Origin of the sequence: Streptomyces fumanus (genome assembly GCF_014655295.1) — a bacterium.
GTDB classification, from domain to species: domain Bacteria; phylum Actinomycetota; class Actinomycetes; order Streptomycetales; family Streptomycetaceae; genus Streptomyces; species Streptomyces fumanus.
In genome coordinates, this window is record NZ_BNBI01000001.1 from 936,579 (window position 1) to 959,714 (window position 23,136).

The 23,136-nt window shown below is 72.6% G+C and carries 18 protein-coding genes and 1 rRNA gene; 8 read left to right on the forward strand and 11 right to left on the reverse strand.

Features of this window, described 5'->3' with window-relative positions; genetic code table 11:
- Positions 1–552: 552 nt before the first annotated feature.
- Positions 553–1,218 (reverse strand): HAD family hydrolase, encoded by a 666-nt coding sequence (locus tag IE316_RS04125; protein WP_190202691.1) that lies wholly within the window; start codon positions 1,216–1,218, stop codon positions 553–555.
- A 34-nt stretch (positions 1,219–1,252) separates the two neighbouring features.
- Positions 1,253–1,768: a DUF6912 family protein gene (locus IE316_RS04130; RefSeq protein ID WP_190202692.1), complete on the reverse strand. Its 516-nt coding sequence runs from the start codon at positions 1,766–1,768 to the stop codon at positions 1,253–1,255.
- Between the two features lie 723 nt (positions 1,769–2,491).
- Between IE316_RS04130 and IE316_RS36375 the strand changes: the two genes are divergently transcribed.
- On the forward strand, positions 2,492–2,857 hold the full coding sequence (locus IE316_RS36375; RefSeq protein ID WP_434094272.1) for an Rv3235 family protein: 366 nt from the start codon (positions 2,492–2,494) through the stop codon (positions 2,855–2,857).
- A 92-nt stretch (positions 2,858–2,949) separates the two neighbouring features.
- Here IE316_RS36375 and secA read toward each other — a convergent pair whose 3' ends face one another.
- The gene (gene secA / locus IE316_RS04140) at positions 2,950–5,769 is read right to left on the reverse strand and encodes a preprotein translocase subunit SecA (protein WP_190202694.1); all 2,820 of its coding nucleotides are present in this window, start codon (positions 5,767–5,769) and stop codon (positions 2,950–2,952) included.
- Between the two features lie 287 nt (positions 5,770–6,056).
- Here secA and IE316_RS04145 point away from each other — a divergent pair, with 287 nt between their 5' ends.
- Together IE316_RS04145 and IE316_RS04150 are read left to right on the forward strand one after the other, a co-directional pair.
- Entirely contained in the window at positions 6,057–6,626 is a 570-nt protein-coding gene (locus tag IE316_RS04145) for a GNAT family N-acetyltransferase (RefSeq protein ID WP_190202695.1), read from the forward strand.
- Between the two features lie 67 nt (positions 6,627–6,693).
- On the forward strand, positions 6,694–7,869 hold the full coding sequence (locus tag IE316_RS04150; RefSeq protein WP_190202696.1) for a winged helix-turn-helix domain-containing protein: 1,176 nt from the start codon (positions 6,694–6,696) through the stop codon (positions 7,867–7,869).
- A gap of 19 nt (positions 7,870–7,888) precedes the next feature.
- On the opposite strand, the gene IE316_RS04155 is transcribed toward IE316_RS04150, so the two are convergent.
- From IE316_RS04155 to mtnA, 7 genes are all read right to left on the reverse strand, one after another.
- Entirely contained in the window at positions 7,889–8,635 is a 747-nt protein-coding gene (locus tag IE316_RS04155; RefSeq protein WP_190202697.1) for a response regulator, read from the reverse strand.
- A gap of 203 nt (positions 8,636–8,838) precedes the next feature.
- A complete protein-coding gene (gene hpf, locus IE316_RS04160; RefSeq protein WP_190202698.1) occupies positions 8,839–9,531 on the reverse strand; it encodes a ribosome hibernation-promoting factor, HPF/YfiA family in 693 nt (230 codons plus the stop codon).
- Between the two features lie 311 nt (positions 9,532–9,842).
- Positions 9,843–10,739 carry a ComF family protein gene (locus tag IE316_RS04165; protein ID WP_190202699.1) on the reverse strand — a complete coding sequence of 299 codons (897 nt, stop codon included), beginning with the start codon at positions 10,737–10,739 and terminating at the stop codon, positions 9,843–9,845.
- A gap of 212 nt (positions 10,740–10,951) precedes the next feature.
- Positions 10,952–12,781, reverse strand: coding sequence for an LpqB family beta-propeller domain-containing protein (locus tag IE316_RS04170; protein WP_190202700.1), 1,830 nt, complete (start codon positions 12,779–12,781; stop codon positions 10,952–10,954).
- A complete protein-coding gene (gene mtrB / locus IE316_RS04175) occupies positions 12,771–14,879 on the reverse strand; it encodes an MtrAB system histidine kinase MtrB (protein WP_190202701.1) in 2,109 nt (702 codons plus the stop codon). Before mtrB ends, IE316_RS04170 begins: the two co-directional genes overlap by 11 nt.
- A 1-nt stretch (position 14,880) precedes the next feature.
- Positions 14,881–15,570 carry a two-component system response regulator MtrA gene (gene mtrA, locus IE316_RS04180; protein WP_003975799.1) on the reverse strand — a complete coding sequence of 230 codons (690 nt, stop codon included), beginning with the start codon at positions 15,568–15,570 and terminating at the stop codon, positions 14,881–14,883.
- A 168-nt stretch (positions 15,571–15,738) separates the two neighbouring features.
- Complete coding sequence (mtnA, locus tag IE316_RS04185; protein ID WP_190202702.1) at positions 15,739–16,881, reverse strand: S-methyl-5-thioribose-1-phosphate isomerase; 1,143 nt, start codon at positions 16,879–16,881, stop codon at positions 15,739–15,741.
- A gap of 140 nt (positions 16,882–17,021) precedes the next feature.
- Between mtnA and IE316_RS04190 the strand changes: the two genes are divergently transcribed.
- The 5 genes from IE316_RS04190 to IE316_RS04210 are packed head-to-tail and all read left to right on the forward strand — an operon-like array spanning position 17,022 to position 22,770.
- Positions 17,022–18,458 (forward strand): proline-rich domain-containing protein, encoded by a 1,437-nt coding sequence (locus tag IE316_RS04190; RefSeq protein ID WP_190202703.1) that lies wholly within the window; start codon positions 17,022–17,024, stop codon positions 18,456–18,458.
- Positions 18,459–18,480: 22 nt separating this feature from the next.
- The gene (locus tag IE316_RS04195; protein ID WP_190202757.1) at positions 18,481–19,233 is read left to right on the forward strand and encodes a DUF4129 domain-containing protein; all 753 of its coding nucleotides are present in this window, start codon (positions 18,481–18,483) and stop codon (positions 19,231–19,233) included.
- On the forward strand, positions 19,230–20,471 hold the full coding sequence (locus IE316_RS04200; protein ID WP_190202704.1) for a DUF4350 domain-containing protein: 1,242 nt from the start codon (positions 19,230–19,232) through the stop codon (positions 20,469–20,471). Before IE316_RS04195 ends, IE316_RS04200 begins: the two co-directional genes overlap by 4 nt.
- Entirely contained in the window at positions 20,471–21,460 is a 990-nt protein-coding gene (locus tag IE316_RS04205) for an AAA family ATPase (protein WP_190202705.1), read from the forward strand. The genes IE316_RS04200 and IE316_RS04205 overlap by 1 nt, the downstream gene beginning before the upstream one ends.
- Positions 21,460–22,770 carry a DUF58 domain-containing protein gene (locus IE316_RS04210; RefSeq protein ID WP_190202706.1) on the forward strand — a complete coding sequence of 437 codons (1,311 nt, stop codon included), beginning with the start codon at positions 21,460–21,462 and terminating at the stop codon, positions 22,768–22,770. The genes IE316_RS04205 and IE316_RS04210 overlap by 1 nt, the downstream gene beginning before the upstream one ends.
- 102 nt (positions 22,771–22,872) lie before the next feature.
- Here the strand turns inward: IE316_RS04210 and rrf are convergent.
- Positions 22,873–22,989, reverse strand: a 5S ribosomal RNA gene (rrf, locus tag IE316_RS04215).
- Positions 22,990–23,136: the final 147 nt, after the last annotated feature.

Genomic DNA, 23,136 nt, shown 5'->3' on the forward strand with positions numbered 1-23,136 from the left:
TAGACGCGGGGTGTCCGGTCTGCTCCGACGCTATGCCGCAAGGTGAGATGAGCGGGGGCATATCAGCCATGTTCGACGCGTCCGCCCGGTGTGACGCCGCTCTCATCGGTGCCACCGCCGGGGGGAGGTGCGGCGCCCCGGGGAACTTCGCTGCCCCGTCCCGCCCGCGAGGACCAGCGACCGCCGCCCGGTCACGGATGTGCTCCGTGCGCTCCGGGCGCGGGGCAGGGGCACGGGTGCCCCCGCGAACTATCGCGCTGATCACGCCATAAGGCTATCGCTCCTCACAGGGGGGTCGTCATGAGCCGTATGTGTACAAAACCGGGGGTGCAACTTTGACGTTCTGCACAGCGACGGCCACGGCACGGGCACGGTGGGTACGAGGGCTCGGGCGCGGTGGGTACGAGGACTCGGGCGCGGTGGGTACGAGGACTCGGGCGCGGTGGGTACGACGGCTCGGGCGCGGGGCGTACGACGGCTCGGGCGCGCGCAGGTGACCGCGCGGGCGCGCAGGGCGGGGCGGCTCGGGGGTGCCGGTCAGAACCCGCCCACTCAGGCCGCCAGTCTCGCCGCCTCCTCGACCGCCTCGGCCAGCGTGTCCACCACCGGCGCCCCGGTCCGCTCCAGGCTCTCCCGGCTGTGCGAACCGCCGGTGTAGAGGACGGCCCGCGCCCCGACGTGCCGGGCGGCCAGCGCGTCGTCGGCGGCGTCGCCTATCACCACCGTACGGCCGGGCTCCACACCGGCCAGCGCCGCGAGGTGACGCGCCATGTGCTCGGCCTTGCCGCCGCCGGAGGGCCCGGTCCGCCCGTCGACCCGTAGGAAATGCGTCTCTATTCCGAAACTGCTCACCAGCGGGACCAGCTCCGCATGGCCGTACAGGCTGAGGATCGACTGGCTGCGCCCCGCCGCCCGCCACCCCGCGAGCAGCTCCGCCGCCCCTTCGGCCAGCCCGCACCGCACCCGGTGCTCGGCGTAGTGGCGGTGGAAGGTCTCGTCCATGACCTGCCACTCGGCGTCGGTGGGCAGCCGGCCCAGCAGCCGCTCGTAGAACTTCGGCACCGGCACGCAGTACAGCGCCCGGTACCGCTCCAGGGTGATCGGCTCCAGGCCCAGCTCGGCGAAGGCCGCGTTCGTCGCCCCGATGACCGCGTCGTTGTCGTGGAACAGCGTGCCGTTCCAGTCCCAGACGATGTGCGCCCCTGTCTGCTTCCCCATGACAAGAACGTACCCGCCGCCACTGACAACCGGGTCAGCCGCCGAACCCCACGAGGTTGGGGATCTCCTGCGTGGCGTACCACAGCAGTTCGTGGTCCTCGGCGCCGTCCACGGTGAACTGGGCGTCGTCGTCCCCGCCGTCCGCGGCCGGCAGCGCCTCGGCGGCGGCGGTCACGTCCGGCTCGGCGTCGGCCGAGTCGACGTGCACCGAGGCCGCCTTGGCCAGGGGTACGGCGCCGGTGACCCGGACCTCGCCGAGCGCGGCGGGGTCCAGTCCCCGGTCGGGGTCGGCCGAGGCCGCGCCGTCGGGGACGTCGACGGCGACCACGACCCGGCGCCGGGGCGCGGCGGCGTCCGCGGCCAGCAGGCGCAGCGAGGCCAGCGCGGCGCGGCTGAGGGCCGCGTACTCCAGTTCCTCGATGTCGTCCGAGAGGTACCACTCGCGCAGGGCGGGCGTCACGGCGTAGGCGAGGAGCGGTCCGGTCCCCAGTTCCCCCGTCTTGTACGCCTCGGCGAGGCCGGGGAGGGTCAGGGGGACGTAGACGCGCATGGCAGGCCGCTTTCGTGGTCGGGTCGGCTCCGTCGGCAGAGCCCCGGGCGAGTCCTCAGGATACGTGCGGGGCGCTGATCGGGGTCCCCCATCGGGTTCCTGTGGATGACGCCGGAAGCGTCCACTTCGCGCCAGGAATTCACCCGGCCGACCCCTGTGGCGGCCGGTCCGGGCCCGGGCCGCGTCCCACGGATAGGTGAATCCCGTGGCCCCGCGTCACGTCCGGCACCTGCTTGCCTCCTGGCTCCCGCTGCCAGTAGAAGGTCCGCAAGCAGTGAAGTTACCGCCCGGTAATTCGGGCCGCCGAACGGGGATCCCATGCACAAGGTCATGACCAGGGCGCAGCACCGCCGCCCCGGCTCCCGCCCACCCAACCGCCCCGACTCCCGCCGCCCCGGCGACACCCCCCGCCCCACACCCCCACAGCCTCGTCCGGGCGACGCCTCGCGCCCCGCGCCCCCACGGGCCCGCCCCGGCGACGCCTCGCGCCCCACGCCCCCACAGACCCGCCCCAGCGACGCCTCCCGCCTCACATCCCCACAAGCCCGCCCCAGCGGCACCCCTCGCCCCACACCCCCACAGACCCGCCCCGCCGGTACTCCCCCGCGCGGCCCCGGCGCCCCTCGCGCCGCCTCCGCCGCCAGCCGTCCCCCGCGTCCCTCGGCCGCCCCCTCCACGCACACCCGCCCCCGGGACAACCGGCCGTCGACGGCCTCCGCCCCCGTGCGGCGGGCCGCCTCCCGGCCGCTGCCCGCCGATGTCCTGTTCGCCGAGCGGCTGCTCGCCGTGCTCAGCGGGCAGCGGCCGGTGCACTCGATGCTCCGGCACACCGCCGGCCGCGCCTACGACGAGCTGTCCCGGCTCGCCGAGCGGGGCCCGCTGCGCACCCGGGGCACCCATCCCGTCCTGCGGGCCATCGGCTACTTCGAGCCGCGCCCGGGGGCCGTGGAGGTCTTCGCCCGGATCGGCGCGGGCGACCAGTTGCGTGCGATGGCGTTCCGGCTGGAGCGCGGCCGGGACCTGCGCTGGCGCTGCACCGCCGTGGAACTGGGCGGCGCGGTCCGCGCCCCGCGCGGGGAGGGCGGCTGAGGACAGCCCGAAGGGCCGGGCACCCTCGGGTGTCCCGGCCCTTCGCCGACCGTCCTGCCGCCGCCGCTACCGCGCGGCGGGCGACCGCGTCGTCACTTCTTGCGGCGCCGGCCGCCCTTGGCCTGCTTGCGGCGCTCCGCGCGGGTGAGGCCGTCGGACGGGGAGCGCACCGGCTCCTCGTCCTCGTCGGTGACGTCCCGCTCGATGATGCCGCCCTCGCCGTCCACGGTCGGCGCGGACAGGTGCAGGTTCCGCCGCTGCGGGGCGTCGAGGCCCTTTGCGCGGATCTCCGGGCGTCCGCCGGTCTGGGCGGGCACCTGGTCCTGCGCGCCCTTGTCCAGGGACGGTTTGGCGTCCTCGACCGGGACCTCCTCGACCTGCTGCTCGACCTGGACCTCCAGGTTGAACAGGTAGCCGACGGACTCCTCCTTGATGCCCTCCATCATCGCGGTGAACATGTCGAAGCCCTCGCGCTGGTACTCGACCAGCGGGTCCTTCTGGGCCATGGCGCGCAGGCCGATGCCCTCCTGGAGGTAGTCCATCTCGTAGAGGTGCTCGCGCCACTTGCGGTCCAGGACCGACAGCACGACCCGGCGCTCCAGCTCACGCATGATCTCGGAGCCGAGCTGCTTCTCCCGCGCCTCGTACTGCTCGTGGATGTCGTCCTTGACGGACTCCGCGATGAACTCGGCGGTCAGACCGGCCCGGTCGCCGGCCGCCTCCTCCAGCTCCTCCACGGTGACCTTCACCGGGTAGAGCTGCCGGAAGGCGCCCCACAGCCGGTCCAGGTCCCAGTCCTCGGGGAAGCCCTCGGCGGTCTCGGCCTGGACGTAGGCGTCGATGGTGTCGTCCATGAAGTGCTGGATCTGCTCGTGCAGGTCCTCGCCCTCCAGGACGCGGCGCCGCTCGCCGTAGATGACCTCGCGCTGGCGGTTGAGGACCTCGTCGTACTTCAGGACGTTCTTGCGGGTCTCGAAGTTCTGCTGCTCGACCTGCGACTGGGCGGAGGCGATCGCGCGGGTGACCATCTTGTTCTCGATCGGCACGTCGTCCGGCACGTTCGCCATGGACATCACGCGCTCGACCATCTGGGCCTTGAACAGGCGCATCAGGTCGTCGCCGAGCGAGAGGTAGAACCGGGACTCGCCGGGGTCGCCCTGGCGGCCGCTGCGGCCGCGCAACTGGTTGTCGATGCGCCGCGACTCGTGCCGCTCGGTGCCGAGGACGTAGAGGCCGCCGAGGGCCTCGACCTCCTCCTTCTCCGCCTTGACGGCCTGCTCGGCGCGCTCCAGGGCGGCGGGCAGGGCCGCGGCCCACTCCTCGATGTGCTCCTCGGGGTCGAGGCCGCGCTGGCGCAGCTCCGCCTCGGCGAGGTCCTCGGGGTTGCCGCCGAGCTTGATGTCCGTACCGCGGCCGGCCATGTTGGTGGCGACCGTCACGGCGCCCTTGCGGCCGGCCTGGGCGACGATCGTCGCCTCCCGGTCGTGCTGCTTGGCGTTGAGCACCTCGTGCTGGATGCCGCGCTTGGACAACTGCTGCGAGAGGTACTCGGACTTCTCGACCGAGGTGGTGCCGACCAGGATCGGCTGCCCCTTCTCGTGCTTCTCGGCGATGTCGTCGACGACCGCCTCGAACTTGGCGACCTCGGTGCGGTAGATCAGGTCCGACTGATCCTTGCGGATCATCGGCTTGTTGGTGGGGATCGGGACCACGCCGAGCTTGTAGATCTGGTGGAACTCGGCGGCCTCGGTCATCGCCGTACCGGTCATGCCGGAGAGCTTCTTGTAGAGGCGGAAGAAGTTCTGCAGGGTGATCGTGGCGAGGGTCTGGTTCTCGTCCTTGATGTCCACCCCTTCCTTCGCCTCGATCGCCTGGTGCATGCCCTCGTTGTAACGGCGGCCGGCGAGGATACGGCCGGTGTGCTCGTCGACGATCATGACTTCGCCGTCGATGACGACGTAGTCCTTGTCCTTCTTGAACAGTTCCTTCGCCTTGATGGCGTTGTTCAGATAGCCCACCAGGGGCGTGTTCACCGACTCGTAGAGGTTGTCGATGCCCAGCCAGTCCTCGACCTTGGAGACGCCGGACTCGTGGATGGCGACGGTGCGCTTCTTCTCGTCGACGTCGTAGTCGCCGGTCTCCTCCAGACCCTTGAGCGGGTTGCCGGGCTCGCCGCGCTTGAGGCGCTTGACCAGCTTGGCGAAGTCGCCGTACCACTTGGTGGCCTGGTCGGCCGGGCCGGAGATGATCAGCGGCGTACGGGCCTCGTCGACGAGGATGGAGTCGACCTCGTCGACGATGGCGAAGTTGTGGCCGCGCTGGACGAGTTCGTCCTTGGACCACGCCATGTTGTCGCGCAGGTAGTCGAAACCGAACTCGTTGTTCGTGCCGTACGTGATGTCGCACGCGTACATCTCGCGGCGCTGGGCCGGCGTCATGTTGGCGAGGATGCAGCCGACGTCGAGGCCGAGGAACTTGTGGACGCGGCCCATCATCTCGGAGTCGCGCTCGGCCAGGTAGTCGTTGACCGTGACGATGTGGACGCCCTCGCCCGAAAGCGCGTTCAGATACGCGGGGAGCGTGCCGACGAGCGTCTTGCCCTCACCGGTCTTCATCTCGGCCACGTACCCCATGTGCAGGGCGGCGCCGCCCATCAACTGGACGTCGTAGTGGCGCTGGCCGAGGACGCGCTTGGCGGCCTCGCGCACGGTGGCGAACGCCTCGGGCAGCAGGTCGTCCAGGCTCTCGCCATCGGCGTACCGCTGCTTGTACTCATCGGTGAGGGCCCGCAGCTCGGCGTCGGAGAGGTCGACGAAGTCCTCTTCGATGGAGTTGACCTGGTCCGCGATGCGGTGCAGCTTGCGCAGGATCTTGCCTTCGCCTGCACGCATGATCTTCGAGAGGACGGACACGGGGGTTGGTCTCCTTGCCGGTCGGGCCTGGGACGGTCGTTTTCCATTGGACGTGACGGAGCAACGGCCATCGTATGCGAGGACCCCGCCGCCCCGGGAGGGCTGCCGCGACGGCGACCTCCGCCGTTGTCCGTCGCTTCCAGTCTGCTCCATGCGCTTTCACAGAGGACAACGTCCGGCGCCCGCGGATGGTGCCGCGGACGGCGAGGAAATGCGCAGACCGTGATCATGCGTGCACGCAGGGCAAAACCGTGGCGTACGCCGGGCCCGGCGCGCACAATCGGCCGATGGAACCCCCCACGCTCACCACCACCCGCCTGCTGCTGCGCACGGTCGGCCCGCAGGACACCGACGCCGTGCACGCCGCCTGTCAGGACCCCGACATCCAGCGGTGGACCACGGTCCCCTCTCCGTATCTGCTCGAACACGCGCGTGGCTTCACGGAGCGGACGGTCCCGGCCGGCTGGGCGAACGGCAGCATGTTCACCTTCGGCGCCTTCCTGCCCGCCGGCGACCTGGTGGCCATGGTGGGCCTGACGATGCTGTCGCTGGGCACGGCGGAGATCGGTTACTGGGGCACCAAGGAGCACCGCGGCCGCGGCTACGTCACCGAGGCGGTGCTCGCCGTCTCCCGCTGGGCCTTCACCCGGGTGTCGATCGACCGCGTGGAGTGGCGCGCCGAGGTCGGCAACGCGGCCTCCCGCGCGGTGGCCGCACGCGCGGGCTTCGCCATGGAGGGCACCCTGCGCTCCGCGATCAACAACAAGGGCGTACGCCGGGACTGCTGGGTCGGCTCCCTGCTGCCGTCCGACCTGGGCCTGCCGTCGACGGCGCCCTACATACCGGCGCGGCTGTGACGTACAGACGCGGTGGTGATCGCGCGGCCGGGCCCGTTGTCAGTGGCACCCCTTATCGTGCGGACGTATGACGACCTTCCCGCGTCCCGTGACGGAACTGTCGGCGGACGAGGCCCGCCGCATCGCCCTGCGGGCCCAGGGCTTCCTCGGCGCCCCCGACCGCCGCGCCGGCGTCCGCGGTGTGCTGCGCGCGCTCGGCGCGGTCCAGCTCGACACCATCTCGGTGCTGGCCCGCTCCCACGAGCTGGTCCCGTACGCCCGTCTGGGCGCGGTCGGCCGCCGGACCGTCGAGGACGCCTACTGGACGGGCACCCATGCCTTCGAGTACTGGTCGCACGCCGCCTGTGTGCTGCCCGTGGAGGAGTGGCCCCACTTCGCGTTCCGCCGTCGCGCCTACCGCGCCCGCCCGCAGTGGCACCACGAGCTGCCCGAGGGCGCCTACGAGCGGGTCATCAAGCAGTTGCGCGCCGAAGGCCCGCTGACCGCGACCGAGTTGGGCGGTGCCAAGCGGACCAGCGAGTGGTGGGACTGGTCGGGCGAGAAGGTCGCCGTCGAGCGCGCCCTGATGTACGGCGAGGTGGTGTGCGTCGAGCGCCGGAGCTGGAAGCGCGTCTACGACCTGGCCGAGCGCGCGATTCCGCCGGAGCTGCTGCACGACGAGCTGGACGACACCGAGTGCCTGCGCCGCCTGGTCCGGCTGGCCGGCCGCTCCCTGGGCGTCGGCACCCGCGCGGACATCGCCGACTACCACCGTCTGAAGGCCGAGCAGGTAGACGCGGTGATCGCCGACTCGGGTCTGGTCCCGGTGACCGTGGCGGGCTGGTCCAAGCCGGCCTGGGCGGACCCGGAGGCCCTGCGCACGCCCCCGCGCGGCCGGCACCGGACCACGCTGCTGTCCCCCTTCGACTCCCTGATCTGGGAGCGGGCCCGCACGGAGCGGATCTTCGGCTTCACCCACCGCCTGGAGGCGTACGTCCCCAAGCAGAAGCGGATACACGGCTACTTCGCGATGCCCGTCCTCGCCGGGGGTCTGCTGGTCGGCCGGGTGGACCCGGCCCGGGAGGGGCGCACGCTGGTGGCCAAGCAGGTCACGCTGGACGGTGCCAAGGCGGTCCCGGCGGTGGCGCGGGCGCTGGTGGAGGCGGCGGGCTGGGTGGACTGCACGGACGTGCGCGTGGAGCGGGTGGACGCGCCGGAGCTGCGCGGACCGCTGACGGTGGAGCTGGCCCGGCTGCTGGGGTGAGAGCCCGGGAGGGCGGGGCTCAGCGGATCTCGAGGATCTTCTCGCGCATGGCGTAGACCACGGCCTCCATCCGGGAGTGCAGTTGCAGCTTCTCCAGGATGTTGCGCACGTGGTTCTTGACGGTGTTCTCGGAAATGAACAGTTCCTTGGCGATGTCCCGGTTGTTCATTCCGGTGGCGACGAGCTTGAGGACTTCCAGTTCGCGGTCGGTGAGCCGGGGGACGGGGACCAGTCTGCGCTCGTCGGTGCGCTGGATCATCGACTTGAACTCGGTGAGCAGTTTCGACGCCATGGAGGGGCTGATCTGCGACTGCCCGTCGGCCACCGCGCGGATGGCGGTGGCGACCTCGTCCGTGGAGATCTCCTTGAGGAGGTAGCCGGTCGCGCCCGCCTTGATCGCGTCGTAGAGGTCGGCCTCCTCGTCGCTGATCGTCAGCATGATGATCTTCGCGCTGGGGGCCACCTCCTTGATGGAGGTGCACGCCTCGATACCGCCCCGCTTGGGCATCCGTACGTCCATCAGGACGATGTCCGGCAGGAGGTCGGCGGCCTTCTCCACGGCCTCGGCGCCGTCCCCGGCCTCGCCGACGACCTGGATGTCCTCCTCGGCGGCGAGCACGATCTCCAGGCCCCGGCGGAACAGCGCGTGGTCGTCCACGACCAGGACCCTGATCGGCTCCTTGCGCGGGGAGCCCGCGTCCGGGCCCATGCCGGCGATGCCGCCGTCGGCGTCCCCGTTCCGCATCGGTCCGAAGCTGTCCGCCATCGTTCCTCCCCCTGAAGGCTGTGGCCTGTGGTCCCGGCCGGCGCCAACCCAAGGCAACGACCCACCTGTTGGGCCGCTGCCGCCATGATTCCATGCCCGACCGACATCGAGATGACGGAGCGGGGCGCGAGGGGTCGCACGTCGGTGCCCCTGGGGGCGCACGCGCGCTCCAGGGGCACCCGCTGTGCCATCACCCGTCGGGGTCAGCCGCCGAGCGCGCCGCCCGCCTCGGGGGAGGGCGTCTGGGCGACCATCGTGTCCGTCCTGAGGTGGATCACCCCGTAGTCGTACGCGTGCCGCCGGTAGACGACACTGGGTTCCTTGGTCTCGGAGTCGACGAACAGGTAGAAGTCGTGCCCGACCAGCTCCATCTCGTAGAGCGCCTGGTCGAGGGTCATCGGCGCGGCGACGTGGGTCTTCTCGCGGACGACGAGGGGTCCGTCGCCCTGGATCTCCAGCGAGCCGACCTTCTTGGTGGGCACGCCGTCCCGCTCGTCCGACGGGACCGCCTCACCGTTGCCGTTGAGCGTCGCGGCGTCCGGTACGTGGTTGGGGACCTCGGCGGCCGAGATGCGGCGCGAGCCACGCCGCGAGTAGCGCTTGTCGTGCTGCTTGCGCAGCCGTGCGCCGAGCTTCTCCGCGGCCAGGTCGAGTGCCGCGTAGGGGTCGCTCGCCGCCGCCTCCGCCCGGATCACCGGACCGCGGGAGCGGAGGGTGATCTCCACTCGGTCACAGCGGTCCGCCTGCCGGGGGTTGGGCTCCTTGGACACCTCGACGTCCAGGCTGATCACCTTGCCATCGAGCTTCTGGATCTTCTCCAGGTTCAGCTTGTCGGCCACGTGTTTCCGGAACCGCTCGGGCACCTCGGTCTTGCGGCCCTTGACGACGATGTCCACGCAGAACTCCGTTCCCGGATCGCTCCGCTTCGCGGGCGGAGCATCTCCTTTTTGCACCAGGTCCCGGTGAGCCCGGAACCTCGGACTCGGTGACGTCCACCTCCTCCCCCACGGGCGCGATCTCCACTCCACCGGTGCGGGTGATTCCGAAAAACCCGCAGCACGGCATTCGGATTCGAGGGGTGTGGCCTGCGGCTTTCCCTCACGACCGAACATATCTCGCCCGGGCGGATGTCGTCACCCTCTCTTCAGGTGTACCTCCGTTCCGATGAATTGGACCTCTCAATACCTGCAACGATGCGAGTTCTCAGTCAGTTCCGGTTTATTTCGAAGGAATCGGGTGATGCTGCGACCACAGCCGCCCGGATCACATCCCGCATCGCACCACCGGCTCCCATTCCGTCCGGCCCCACTTCCGTCGCTCCGGACTTCTGTTCCTCTCTGCCTTCCCGCACCGCCCCGGGATACACGGGCGTCCTCGCCGTTCCGTACGCGGCCCCACCGGTCCCCCGTTCACACCGCTCCCGCGCCGCCGTGTCCGTCACCGCCGCCCGTACGGCACGTGCCGCCTCGGTGAGGGACGCTCCGGTCGTCATCACGTCGTCGACGAGCACCACGGGACCCCCGGCCCGCAGCAGCCCGGCGCCGCCGGGGACCACCGTCAGCGCGCCGAGCAGGTTGTCCAGCCGCTCCCGTGACCCGAGTCCCGACTGGTCGGCCACGGCACGGCGCTGCCGCAGCACGGCCGCCACCCGGGCCGGCCGCCCGGTCCGCCGCAGCTCACCGGCGGCGGCGAGCGCGATCCGCCGCGCCGGGTCGTGCCCCCGCGCCCGCACCGCCCGCCGCGCGGACGGCACGGGCACGAGCAGGACCGGCCGCCGCGGGTCCGCGACGCCGGACGCGACGGGCGCCGTGGGCTCGGTGGCGGCCCGCACCGCCCCGGCCAGTGCGGCGCCCAGTGGTGCCGCGAGGGCCAGCGCGCCCCGCTCCTTGTGCGCTAGCAGTACGGCCCGCGCCTCGTCCGCGTACCGTGCCGCCGCGTACACCACCGGCAGCCCGGCCGGCTCCGGCACCGGCCGCACCCGGCACGGCCCCGTGCCGCTCAGCACCGCACGGCACCCCGGGCAGAGCACCGTACGCGGCCCGCCGCAGCCCGCGCAGTCGGCCGGCAGCACCAGGTCGGTGAGGTCCCGCCACCACCCCCGCATGACCACCACTGTGCCAACGCCCACCGGGCCCGGCCAGCCCTGTGGAAAACCACTGGACACCGCCTGTGGAAAACCCAGTCCCCGGCCGGACGCGGCGACCGGGGCGGCGAAAGCTGGCCCGACGGCCCGGGCGTAGCGGCCGAAACCGAACGGCCGGGACGTAACGGCGGGAACGTAACGGCCACGGACCGACAGCCGCACCCGCCGGCCACTCACCCCGGATAGACCGGCGCCATCCCCTTGGTCACCTTCTGCCACTGCATCCCGGACGGCAGCCGTACGATCCCGTCCTCCGAGTACGCCACCAGCGGCAGACGGTCGTCCTCGGCCGCGGCGATGTCCTTCACCCCGGTCAGCGCGGCGGGCACCGACGCCTCCGGTGTGGAGCCGTCGACCTGGACGTACCCGATCTGCTGTACGCCCCCGCGCTCGCGGCCCACCACGACCAGGCGGCTGTCACCGGCCCAGGACATGGCCGTGACCTCCTCCAGCTCAGGTGTCGCCGACCGCGCCTCCACGACCGTCGGCCGCTCGCCCTTCTCGCCCCGTTCGATCCGCCCGATGAGCAGCGACCGCTTGCCGTCCTTCTCCACGATGAGCGCGATCCGCACCCCGTCCCCGGCCACCCGCACCGCCTCGACGCTGCCGTCGAGGCCGGGCACCCGCACCTCGACCGGCTCGCCCGCGCCCTTCTCCAGCACCAGCAGACGCGGGTCGTCGGGGTCGCGGTCGGCGATCCACAGGTCGCCCCGCGCGTCCCAACTGGGCGTCGTGAGCCGCTGCTCCTCGGTCTCGCCCCCGCTGACCACCAGCGGGTCCCCGAGCGAACCGCCCGGCACCAGCGATCCGACGTACAGCGACTTGCCGTCGATGCCGACCCCGGCCGCGCTGTGCTCGTCGCGCGAGACCGCCACCGAGCGCAACTCGGTGCTGCCCTCGCCCAGCGCCCCGGGCACGGGCTCCGGCCGGGTGGCCTCGCTACCCGACGGCAGCCGCACCAGACGGTGTTCGTCGTCGACGAAGTACAGGTAGTCGGGGCGCTCCGCCGAACCGCGCACCGCCACGGTGTCGGCCCGATTCTCCGAGAGCGAGCACACCTGGTCGCCGCCCGAGCTCAGTCGCACCTCCTCCACCGCCGCCGTCAGGCTCTGCAGGGTGAACAGCAGTTGGGCCGCCATCTGGTCGCACCTCTTGGCGCCGACCCCGACGGCCCGGTCGTTCAACGGGACCGTGAGCTTGCCGTGTTCGTCCGGCGTCAGCGAGGTGACGCCCTTGGCCAGTGCCGTGCCGACGGGGAAGCTCGACGTGACCCCGGTCCCGAGCAGGCTCGTCGGGCCGTTGAGGAGAGAACGTACGGCCTGCGTCACGGGTTCCACCCGCCGTCGCACATAGACGGGATCGGCGACGGCCGCGGTGCGCGGACCGGCGCCGTCCCCGGTGTCGGGGGCGTCGGCGGCGAAGTAGTACTTGTTGACGGACATGTAGTTGCGCTGGAAGTCCGACTTGCCCATGACGACGCCCTTCGGCGGCACGTCGATGCGCCACTGCCCGGTCTTGGCGTCCCGCGACAGGTGCACCGGCTCCCGGTACTCCCCCTGGGCGGGCGCGTACGACTGGCGCGCGTCCACCGTGGCGACCTTGGTGCCGGTCAGGGTCACCGCGTAGTCGCTGGCCTCCTCGCGGCTCCCGGAGTGGTCGGACAGCGCGCCCGGCCCGCCCGCGAGCACCGTCGTGGACAGCTCCGGCCGCCAGCTCTTCGCGGCGTCCTCGGTGAGGTACTTGCGGGCCGTCTCGTAATGCGGATCGTCGCTGGTCAGCGCCTCCAGGAAGCCCTGCACGATCTCCGTGGCCGGGGCGTCCTTCGGCGGCGGCATCGCGAACACCCGTACCTGTGTGTCCTGCCGCGGCGTCGACTCCACGCCCCGCAGGTCCCCGCTGTCGGGCATCGACGCGCACCCCGCCAGCAGTACGGCACCGCAGGCGGCGTACGCCACCGCGCGCGCCGGCGCCGGCCGGCGGGCCCCCTCGCGGTCAGCGCCCACGTGCTGCCTCCCCTTGCCTGCTCGACTCCTGCGCGGAACCCTCCGCTCCGGCGTCCGTGCCGCCCCGCGCCTCCCCGGCGGGCGCACAACCGTCCTGGGCCCGCGGGGCCTCCCCGGGTGCCGTGCCCGAGGCGGGCCGCGGCACCACGCGCGCGCCGCTGCCGGGCAGTGCCGTCGGGTCGGCCACCGGTGCCGCCGCGGCCGACCTGGGCGGTATCGGGTCCCGGCCCGGCGACCCCGCCGCCGGCCCGGCCGTACCCTGCGCCGGCACGGTGACGGTCCGGTCGTCGGCCCGTACCGCACCCGCCTGCGCCGCACCGGCGTCGCCCACACCGCGGTTGCGCCGCGAGTCGGTGGGCTCCAGCGGGATCGGCGAGCCCCGCAGCGGCTCGTCCGCGGTCCTCGGCAGCGTCAGCCGGAACTGCGAACCGCCGCCCGGCTCGCCCCACGCCTGGAGCCAGCCGCCGTGCAGCCGGGCGTCCTCCAGGGCGATCGACAGCCCCAGTCCCGTACCGCCGGTGGTACGCGCGCGTGCCGGGTCCGCCCGCCAGAAGCGGCTGAAGACACGGGTCGCCTCGCCGGGCTTGAGCCCGACGCCGTAGTCGCGCACCGCCACCGCCACGGCCCCGCCCGCCGCGGCGAGCTTGACCACGACGTCCCTGCCCTCGCCGTGCTCCACGGCGTTGACGACGAGGTTGCGCAGCACCCGCTCCACGCGCCGGGCGTCGGCCTCGGCGACCACGGGCTGCTGGTCGCCGACGACCCGGATGCGGGTGCCCTTGCGCTCGGCGAGCGGCTCGGCGCCGCTGACCACCCGCCGTACGACCTCGCGGAGGTCGATCGGCTCGGCCTCCAGCGCCGCCGCGCCCGCGTCGAAGCGGCTGATCTCCAGCAGGTCGGCGAGGAGCGTCTCGAACCGGTCCAGTTGGTCGGCGAGCAGTTCCGCCGACCGCGCGGTGACCGGATCGAAGTCCACGCGCGCGTCGTGGATGACATCGGCCGCCATCCGCACGGTCGTCAGCGGTGTCCGCAGCTCGTGCGACACGTCGGAGACGAACCGCCGCTGCATCCGCGACAGGTCCTCCAACTGGCTGATCTTCGACTGGAGGTTCTGCGCCATCTTGTTGAAGGCTTCGCCGAGCCGGGCGATGTCGTCCTCGCCGGTGACCTTCATCCGTTCCTGCAGCTTCCCGGCGGACAGCCGCTCGGCGATGCTCGCCGCCATCCGCACCGGCGTGACGACCTGGCGCACCACCAGCCAGGCGATCGCCCCGAGCAGGACGACGACGAACAGCCCCGCCGTCGCCAGCGTCCCCTTGACCAGGCTCAGCGACTTCTCCTCCTGGGTGAGCGGGAAGAGGTAGTAGAGCTGGTACGGGTCCCCGTTGGGGTCGTTGACCCGCTTGCCGATGACCAGGCCGGGCTGGGACTCCTGGGCGGAGTTGTAGACGATCCGGGTGTAGCTCTGGGCCGCCGCCGTACTGGAGTCGATCCGCTCGCGCAGCTCCTCGGGCACGCTGGAGGAGGGGTCGACCAGACCGGAGGCGCGCGGTCCGCGCCCGCTGCCGCTCTCGCCGCCCACCGGCAGCGTGACCACGTCGAAGGCGCCCTGACCGCCGCTGGACAGCGACTTGACCAGATCGCTCATCCACTGGATGACGTTCTGCGCGGGGCGGCCGTCGACCGCCGTACCGTCGTCGCCGGTCACGGCCGCCGACTCCTCGGCCTTCTGCTTGGCCACCGCGAACCCGCCGGTGGCCTGGCTCTGCGAGGCTTTCACCTTGGCGTCCAGCAGGCCGTTGCGCACCTGGCCGATGACGACGAAGCCGAGCAGCAGGACAACGCCCAGCGACATCAGCAGGGTGGTGACGACGACCTTGAGCTGGATGTTGCGCCGCCACAGCCGCATGACCGGCAGCAGCGGCCGGCGCACCCAGCGCATGAACAGGCGGAGCACCGGGCTGCCCTGCACGCCCCCCTGCAACAACCCGCCCTCCACCAGGCGTCCCCAGCGGGAACCGCCCGGCTTCCGGCCGACAGGCCGCCCGGCGCGGGCCCCGGACGTCCCGGGCGCCGAAGCGGCACTGTCCCCGGGCATGTCAGCTCGGCCCCGCCTTGTACCCGACGCCCCGGACGGTCACCACGATCTCCGGCTTCTCCGGGTCCTTCTCGACCTTGGAACGCAGCCGCTGCACATGTACGTTGACCAGCCGGGTGTCCGCCGCGTGCCGGTAGCCCCACACCTGCTCCAGGAGCACCTCGCGGGTGAACACCTGCCACGGCTTGCGGGCCAGCGCCACCAGCAGGTCGAACTCCAGCGGCGTCAGCGCGATCGACTGCCCGTCCCGCTTCACGGAGTGCCCGGCCACGTCGATGACCAGGTCGCCTATGGCGAGCTGCTCGGGCGCCGGCTCCTCCGACCTGCGCAGCCGGGCCCGGATCCGGGCCACCAGCTCCTTCGGCTTGAACGGCTTCACGATGTAGTCGTCGGCCCCGGACTCCAGGCCCACGACCACGTCGACGGTGTCGCTCTTGGCCGTCAGCATCACGATCGGCACCCCGGACTCCGCCCGGATCAGACGGCACACCTCGATACCGTCCCGGCCCGGCAGCATCAGATCGAGCAGCACCAGGTCGGGCTTGGTCTCACGGAAGGCGGCCAGCGCCTTGTCGCCGTCGGCCACGAAAGACGGCTCAAAACCCTCACCACGCAGCACGATGCCGAGCATCTCGGCCAGTGCGGTGTCGTCGTCGACGACAAGGACTCGTCCCTTCATAAACGACATCATCCCATTCTCATAACGGACACAGAGGCGCAGGTGAGGCAGGTCACTGGCCTGTGACCATAGTCGTAGGGGACGGTCACTGTCTGCCCCCGTCCTGTGGCCTGCGCCCCTGTGCGTACGAGCCGTGGACGGATGTCCCTCGGACGCGTCCGGCGGGCCGGCTCCGCCGCGTCAGCCGATGGTGACCCGGCGCGACCTCGCGCACAGCTCGGCCAGGCCCTCCGCCGTCACCGGCGACACCACTCCCTCCTCGGTGACGATCGCCGTCACCAGCTCCGGCGGCGTCACGTCGAACGCCGGGTTGTACGCCTGCGTGCCCAGCGGCGCGACCGGCACGCCGCCGCCCGCCCCGGTCACCGGCACCTGCGGCACCGACACCTCGGTCACCTCGTACGCGGGCCGCTGTTCGACCTCGATGGACGCGCCGTCGGGTGTCTGCGGGTCCACCGTGGTCACCGGTGCCACCACGATGAACGGCACGTGGTGGTAGCGCGCCAGCACCGCCAGCGGGTAGCTCCCCACCTTGTTCGCCACCGAACCGTCGGCGGCTATCCGGTCCGCCCCGATCAGCACCGCGTCCACCTCGCCGGCCGCGAACAGCGAACCGGCCGCGTTGTCGGTGAGCAGCGTGTGCGCCATGTCGTTGCGCGCCGCCTCGTACGCCGTGAGCCGGGCGCCCTGGAACAGCGGCCGGGTCTCGTCCACCCACAGGCGCCGCAGCCGCCCCGCCCGGTGCGCCGCGAGCGCGACGGCGAACGCCGTGCCCTCGCCGCCGGACACCAGCGAGCCCGTGTTGCAGTGCGTGAGGATGCGGTGCCCGCCGCCGGGCAGCAGTTCGTCGAGCAGCGCCAGCCCGTGCTCGGCCATGCGGGCGCTGGCCTCGGCGTCCTCCCGGTGCAGCGCCCGCGCCGCGGCCAGCGCCGCCGCGGCGGCCTGACCGGCACCGCCGCCCTTGGCCAGCGCCGCGCGGTGGGCGGCCTGGGCCCGGCGCACGCCGACGGCGAGGTTGACCGCGGTGGGCCGGGCCTCCGCGAGGGCGTTCGCGGCGTCGTCCACGTCGTAGCCCCGCGCGGCGGCGAGCGCGACCCCGTACGCGCCGGCGATACCGAGCAGCGGCGCTCCCCGCACGGCGAGCGAACGGATCGCCTCCACCAGCGCGGGCGCGTCCGTGCAGACCAGCTCGACCTCCTCGGCCGGCAGCCTGGTCTGGTCCAGCAGGACCAGCACCGGACCTTCAGGTGGTTCCTCCCAGCGGATGGCCGGGATCTCGTGGGGCCGCTTGTCCTCGCCGGTTCGCGCGTACTGATCAGCCATGCGGTCAGTCTGCCCGCTATCCGTCGGACAATTGAAGGTGCGCAGCCCCTACCTCGGCCGGTCCGCACCGCACCGCCCCATGGCACGATGGGCGCCAACCCGCCGCCGCGAACGCGGACGGGCACCGTGAAGGAGCGACGATGAACGACACTCCGGGCTGGGCCTCGCCCGGATCCGCCCCGTCCGACGGGCGGCAGCCCGGCGCGTCCGGCCCCGCCGAGCCCGCCGACCGCCCCGGAACCGACCAGCCCGCGCAGCCCGCGGACCAGCCGGACGCGGAGCCGACGGGCCCCGGCACGAAGTGGTCCAAGGAGCAGCCGCCCCCCGGCCAGTGGTCCGCGCCCGCGGGCACCCCGCCGCCCACCGCGCCCGGCCCCGCCACCCCGCCGCCTCCCCCGCCACCCGGCCCGGGCTGGGGCACCCCTCCCCCCGGCGGCCCGAGCGGCCCCGGCGGCCCTGGCGGATACGGCGGTCCCGGCGCCCCGGGCAACGGAGGCGGCTACGGCGGTCCCGGCGGAAGCTGGGGAGCACCCGGCGGATACGGCGGTCCCGGCGGATACGGCGGCTGGGGTGCCAATTGGGGCGGCCCCCCGCCCGCGGCCAAGCCCGGCGTGATCCCCCTGCGCCCCCTCGGCGTCGGCGAGATCCTCGACGGCGCGGTCTCCACCATGCGTACCTACTGGCGCACGGTCCTCGGCATCTCCCTGACCGTCGCCGTCGTCACCGAGATCATCGTCGTGCTGCTCCAGGGCCTCGTCCTGGACAGCGCGAGCACCGACGCCCTCAACGACCCGAGCGCCACTCTGAGCGAACTGGGCGACGCCATGGCCGACGCCATGATCGGCTCGGCTGTCGTCTTCGTGATCTCCCTGGTCGGCACGGTGGTGGCGACCGCCCTGCTGACCGCCGTCACCAGCCGTGCCGTCCTCGGCAAGCCGGTGACCACGGCCGAGGCGTGGCGGGACGCCCGTCCCCAGATCCTGCGGCTGTTCGGCCTGATCGTCCTGTTGCTGCTCATCATCGCCGCCGTCCTCACCGCCGGCGCCGTGCCCGGTCTGATCGTCGGGTTCACCGTGGGCGGCGACGCGGCCGTCGCGCTCACCGTCCTCGGTGTCCTCGCCGCCGCCGTCGTCACCGTCTGGCTCATGGTCCGCTTCTCGCTGGCCTCGCCCGCGCTGATGCTGGAGAAGCAGAGCATCGCCAAGGCGATGAGCCGCTCCGTCAAGCTGGTGCGCGGCTCCTGGTGGCGGGTCTTCGGCATCCAGTTGCTCGCCACGATCATCGCCAACGTCGTCGCGTCGATCATCGTCATCCCGTTCACCTTCCTCGCCGCGGCGCTCAGCGGCGAGGGGGTCGGCGGGTTCGTCGAGGGTACCGGCGGCCTCGGCTGGACCTTCCTGGTGATCAGCGGGATCGGCTCGGTGATCGGCTCGATGCTCACCTTCCCGATCACGGCGGGCGTCACCGTGCTCCTCTACATCGACCAGCGCATCCGCCGCGAGGCCCTCGACCTCGAACTGGCCCGCGCCGCCGGCGTCCAGGGCTACGGCACCCCCGGCGCGACCCCGGGGAGCTGATGCGGTGAGCAGGACGGGGGGAATGCTCACCGAGGTGCTGCCGGGCACCGCCCTGCGGGGGCTGCTGCGCGCCGGCGACCACATGGCGCCCGCACTGTCGCGCGGTGACGACCGGCCGCCGCTGACCGTCCCGCGCGACCCCGCCCGCGAGGCGGCCCGGCGTGAGCTGTCCAAGCGCATGTACCACGAGAACGACCCCAGTTGGTTCCAGCGTGCCCTGAACGCCTTCTGGGACTGGATCGACGACCTGTTCAGCACCGCCGCGACGGCGGCCCCCGGCGGCACGCTCGGCCTGGTCGTCATCGTCGTCGCCGTCCTCGCGGTCGCCGGCGCCCTGTGGTGGCGCCTGGGCACCCCCCGCCGCCCGCCCGTCTCCGCCGCCGCGCTCTTCGACGACCGCCCCCGCACCGCCGCCGACCACCGCGCCGCCGCGGAGGCCCACGCCGTCCAGGGCCACTGGAACCGGGCCGTCCAGGAACGCATGCGCGCCATCGTCCGGTCCCTGGAGGAACGCGCCCTGCTCGACCCGCGCCCCGGCCGCACCGCCGACGAGGCCGCCACGGAGGCCGGCCGCGCCCTGCCCGCCCACAGCGACCGGCTGCGCGCCGCCGCCCGCGACTTCGACGACGTCACGTACGGCGGCCGCCCGGCCACCGAGCCGGCGTACCGGCGCATGGCCGGCCTCGACCAGGACCTGGCCCGCACCAGACCGCGACCGGCGGACAGCACCGCGCACAGCACGGACCACCACACCCGCCAGGGAGCCGCCGGATGACCACCGAGGCCACGCTCCCGGACACCTCGGCCTCGCCCACCGCCCGCCAGGTGTGGACCCGCGCGCGCGGAGTCGCCCTCGCCCTGGTGGTGCTCCTCGCCGGGGCCGTCGCGATCGCCGTCGTCCGCTCCGACGCCCGGCACGGGGAGCTGGACCCGCGCTCGGCCGATCCCTACGGCAGCCGGGCCGTCGCCGAACTCCTCGCCGACCGGGGCGTGTCCACCCGGGTCGTCACCACGCTGTCCGCCGCCCGCGCGGCGACCGGCCCCGACACCACCCTCCTGGTGGCCGTCCCCGACCGCCTGACCGAACGGCAGCAGACCGACCTGCACGCGGCCATCACCGGCTCCGGCGGCCGTACCGTCCTGGTGGCGCCCGGCGGCCCGGCCGTCGAACGGCTCGCCCCCGGCGTCACCGCCGACCCCGCCACCAGTCTCGACTCGACGCTGTCCCCCGACTGCGACCTGCCCGCCGCCCGCCGCGCGGGCACCGCCGACACCGGCGGCATCCGCTACACCGCCATCCGCCCGGACGCCGACGCCTGCTACCCCAGCGACCGCCTGGCCACCCTGCTGCGCCTCCCCGAGACGACCGACGAGAACCACGGGAACGACGAGAACCACGGGAACCCCACGGGAGACACCCCCGAGGGCGACACGATCGTCCTCGGCGCCCCCGACATCCTCCTCAACAACCGTCTCGACGAGCACGGCAACGCCTCGCTCGCCCTGCAACTCCTCGGCTCCCGCCCGCATCTGGTCTGGTACCTCCCCACACTGTCCGACCCCACCGCCCAGGACGACGAACGCGGCCTGTTCGACCTGCTCCCCTCCGGCTGGCTCTGGGGCACCCTGCAGCTCTTCCTCGCCGCGGCCGTCGCCGCCCTCTGGAGGGCACGCCGACTCGGCCCCCTCGTGCCGGAAAGACTCCCCGTCGCGATCCGCGCCTCCGAGACCGTCGAAGGCCGCGCCCGCCTCTACCGCAAGGCCGACGCCCGCGACCGCGCCGCCGCCGCTCTTCGCTCCACCACCCGCACGCGCCTCGCCCCCCTGGTCGGCGTCCCCGTGGCCCAGGCACACGCGCCCGAAGCCCTGCTCCCCGCCCTGTCCGCCCACCTCCACGGCGACGGACAGTCCCTGCACGCCCTCCTCTTCGGCCCGCCGCCCAGCGACGACGCCGCCCTCGTCTCCCTCGCCGATCACCTCGACGCCCTCGAAAGGCAGGTACGCCGTCCATGATGGACCCGACCACTGACAACGCCGGGCAGACCGGGGACCCGGGCGCCGCCCGCGCCGCCCTGGAAACCCTGCGCGCCGAGATCGCCAAGGCCGTGGTCGGCCAGGACCCCGCCGTCACCGGCCTCGTCGTGGCACTGCTCTGCCGCGGCCACGTCCTCCTGGAAGGCGTCCCCGGCGTCGCCAAGACCCTGCTGGTCCGCGCCCTCGCCGCGTCCCTCCGGCTCGACACCAAGCGCGTCCAGTTCACCCCCGACCTGATGCCGAGCGACGTCACCGGCTCCCTGGTCTACGACGCCCGCACCGCCGAGTTCTCCTTCCAGCCCGGCCCGGTCTTCACCAACCTGCTGCTCGCCGACGAGATCAACCGCACCCCGCCGAAGACCCAGTCCTCCCTCCTCGAAGCCATGGAGGAACGCCAGGTCACCGTCGACGGCACCCCCCGCGCGCTCCCCGACCCGTTCCTGGTCGCCGCCACCCAGAACCCGGTCGAGTACGAGGGCACGTACCCCCTCCCGGAAGCCCAGTTGGACCGCTTCCTGCTCAAGCTCACCATCCCGCTCCCCTCCCGCCAGGACGAGATCGACGTCCTCACCCGGCACGCCGCGGGTTTCAATCCACGCGACCTGCACGCCGCCGGCGTACGCCCCGTCGCGAGCGCCGCCGACCTGGAGGCCGCCCGCGCGGCCGTCGCCAAGACCACCGTCTCCCCGGAGATCACGGCGTACGTCGTCGATCTCTGCCGTGCCACCCGCGAGTCGCCGTCGCTCACCCTCGGCGTCTCCCCGCGCGGTGCCACGGCCCTCCTGTCGACCGCCCGCGCCTGGGCCTGGCTGACCGGCCGCGACTACGTCACCCCCGACGACGTGAAGGCCCTGGCCCTGCCCACCCTCCGCCACCGCGTCCAGCTCCGCCCGGAAGCCGAGATGGAGGGCGTGACGGCCGACTCCGTGATCAACGCGATCCTCACCCACGTCCCCGTTCCCCGCTGATGGCACCCACCGGACGCGCCGCGCTCCTCGCGGCCCTGGGCTCCCTCCCCGTCGGCATCTGGGAACCGGGCTGGACGGGCATCCTGGCCGTCAACGCGCCCCTCGCCCTGGCCTGCGCCTGCGACTACGCCCTGGCCGCTCCCGTACGCCGGCTGCGCCTCACGCGCTCCGGCGACACCTCCGTACGCCTGGGCGACACCGCCGACGTCACCCTCACGGTCGACAACCCGTCCCGACGCCCCCTGCGCGCCCAGCTCCGCGACGCGTGGCCGCCCAGCAGTTGGCAGCGCGGGACGGAAACCGCGGCCTCCCGGCACGCCCTGACGGTCCCGCCGGGCGAACGCCGGCGTGTCACCACCCGCCTGCGCCCGACCCGCCGCGGCGACCGCCAGGCCGACCGCGTGACCATCCGCTCGTTCGGTCCGCTGGGCCTCTTCTCCCGCCAGAGCACCCACAAGGTCCCCTGGACCGTACGTGTCCTGCCTCCCTTCAACAGCCGCAAGCACCTCCCCGCCAAATTGGCCCGCCTCCGCGAACTCGACGGCCGCACCAGCGTCCTCACCCGAGGCGAGGGCACCGAATTCGACAGCCTGCGCGAGTACGTTCCCGGCGACGACACCCGTTCCATCGACTGGCGCGCCACCGCCCGGCACACGACGGTCGCGGTACGCACCTGGCGTCCCGAACGCGACCGGCACATCCTCGTCGTCCTCGACACCGGCCGCACCTCGGCCGGCCGCGTCGGCGACGCCCCGCGCCTGGACGCCTCGATGGACGCGGCACTGCTCCTCGCCGCCTTGGCCTCCCGCGCCGGCGACCGCGTCGACCTCCTCGCCTACGACCGCCGCGTACGCGCCCTGGTCCAGGGCCGCACAGCAGGCGATGTCCTCCCGTCCCTGGTCAACGCCATGGCGACACTGGAACCCGAGCTGCTGGAAACCGACGCGCGCGGCCTCACGGCCACCGCCCTCCGCACGGCCGCCCGCCGTTCCCTGATCGTCCTGCTCACCACTTTGGACGCCGCCCCCATCGAGGAGGGCCTCCTCCCCGTCCTTCCGCAACTCACCCAGCGCCACACGGTCGTCCTGGCTTCGGTGGCCGACCCCCATATCGCCACCATGGCGAAGTCCCGCGGCACCGTGGAATCCATCTACGACGCCGCAGCCGCCGCCCAGGCCCAGAACGAACGCCATCGCACCGCCGAACAACTCCGCCGCCACGGCGTCACGGTCGTCGACGCGACCCCGGATGAACTGGCCCCGGCCCTGTCCGACGCCTACCTCGCTTTGAAGTCAGCGGGACGCCTGTAGAGACAACAAAAAGGGGGACCCGAATAGGTCCCCCATCCCGCAATGATCCCGGAACGCAGAAAAACCCCGCACCGGAAGGTGCGGGGTTTCCCTTGAATAATTGTTCGGCGGCGTCCTACTCTCCCACAGGGTCCCCCCTGCAGTACCATCGGCGCTGTAAGGCTTAGCTTCCGGGTTCGGAATGTAACCGGGCGTTTCCCCTACGCTATGACCACCGAAACACTATGAAACTGACAACCGGCACTTCGGCTGTTCGTGGTTTCAGAACCAACACAGTGGACGCGAGCAACTGAGGACAAGCCCTCGGCCTATTAGTACCAGTCAACTCCACACCTTACGGTGCTTCCATATCTGGCCTATCAACCC

Coding starts and splice junctions, on each gene's coding strand:
- IE316_RS04125 (WP_190202691.1), bottom strand. CDS start 1,218: ATGGGGAAGCAGACAGGGGCGCACATCGTCTGGGACTGGAACGGCACG.
- IE316_RS04130 (WP_190202692.1), bottom strand. CDS start 1,768: ATGCGCGTCTACGTCCCCCTGACCCTCCCCGGCCTCGCCGAGGCGTAC.
- IE316_RS04145 (WP_190202695.1), top strand. CDS start 6,057: ATGGAACCCCCCACGCTCACCACCACCCGCCTGCTGCTGCGCACGGTC.
- IE316_RS04150 (WP_190202696.1), top strand. CDS start 6,694: ATGACGACCTTCCCGCGTCCCGTGACGGAACTGTCGGCGGACGAGGCC.
- IE316_RS04155 (WP_190202697.1), bottom strand. CDS start 8,635: ATGGCGGACAGCTTCGGACCGATGCGGAACGGGGACGCCGACGGCGGC.
- IE316_RS04165 (WP_190202699.1), bottom strand. CDS start 10,739: ATGCGGGGGTGGTGGCGGGACCTCACCGACCTGGTGCTGCCGGCCGAC.
- mtrB (WP_190202701.1), bottom strand. CDS start 14,879: ATGCCCGGGGACAGTGCCGCTTCGGCGCCCGGGACGTCCGGGGCCCGC.
- mtrA (WP_003975799.1), bottom strand. CDS start 15,570: ATGATGTCGTTTATGAAGGGACGAGTCCTTGTCGTCGACGACGACACC.
- mtnA (WP_190202702.1), bottom strand. CDS start 16,881: ATGGCTGATCAGTACGCGCGAACCGGCGAGGACAAGCGGCCCCACGAG.
- IE316_RS04190 (WP_190202703.1), top strand. CDS start 17,022: ATGAACGACACTCCGGGCTGGGCCTCGCCCGGATCCGCCCCGTCCGAC.
- IE316_RS04195 (WP_190202757.1), top strand. CDS start 18,481: ATGCTCACCGAGGTGCTGCCGGGCACCGCCCTGCGGGGGCTGCTGCGC.
- IE316_RS04200 (WP_190202704.1), top strand. CDS start 19,230: ATGACCACCGAGGCCACGCTCCCGGACACCTCGGCCTCGCCCACCGCC.
- IE316_RS04205 (WP_190202705.1), top strand. CDS start 20,471: ATGGACCCGACCACTGACAACGCCGGGCAGACCGGGGACCCGGGCGCC.
- IE316_RS04210 (WP_190202706.1), top strand. CDS start 21,460: ATGGCACCCACCGGACGCGCCGCGCTCCTCGCGGCCCTGGGCTCCCTC.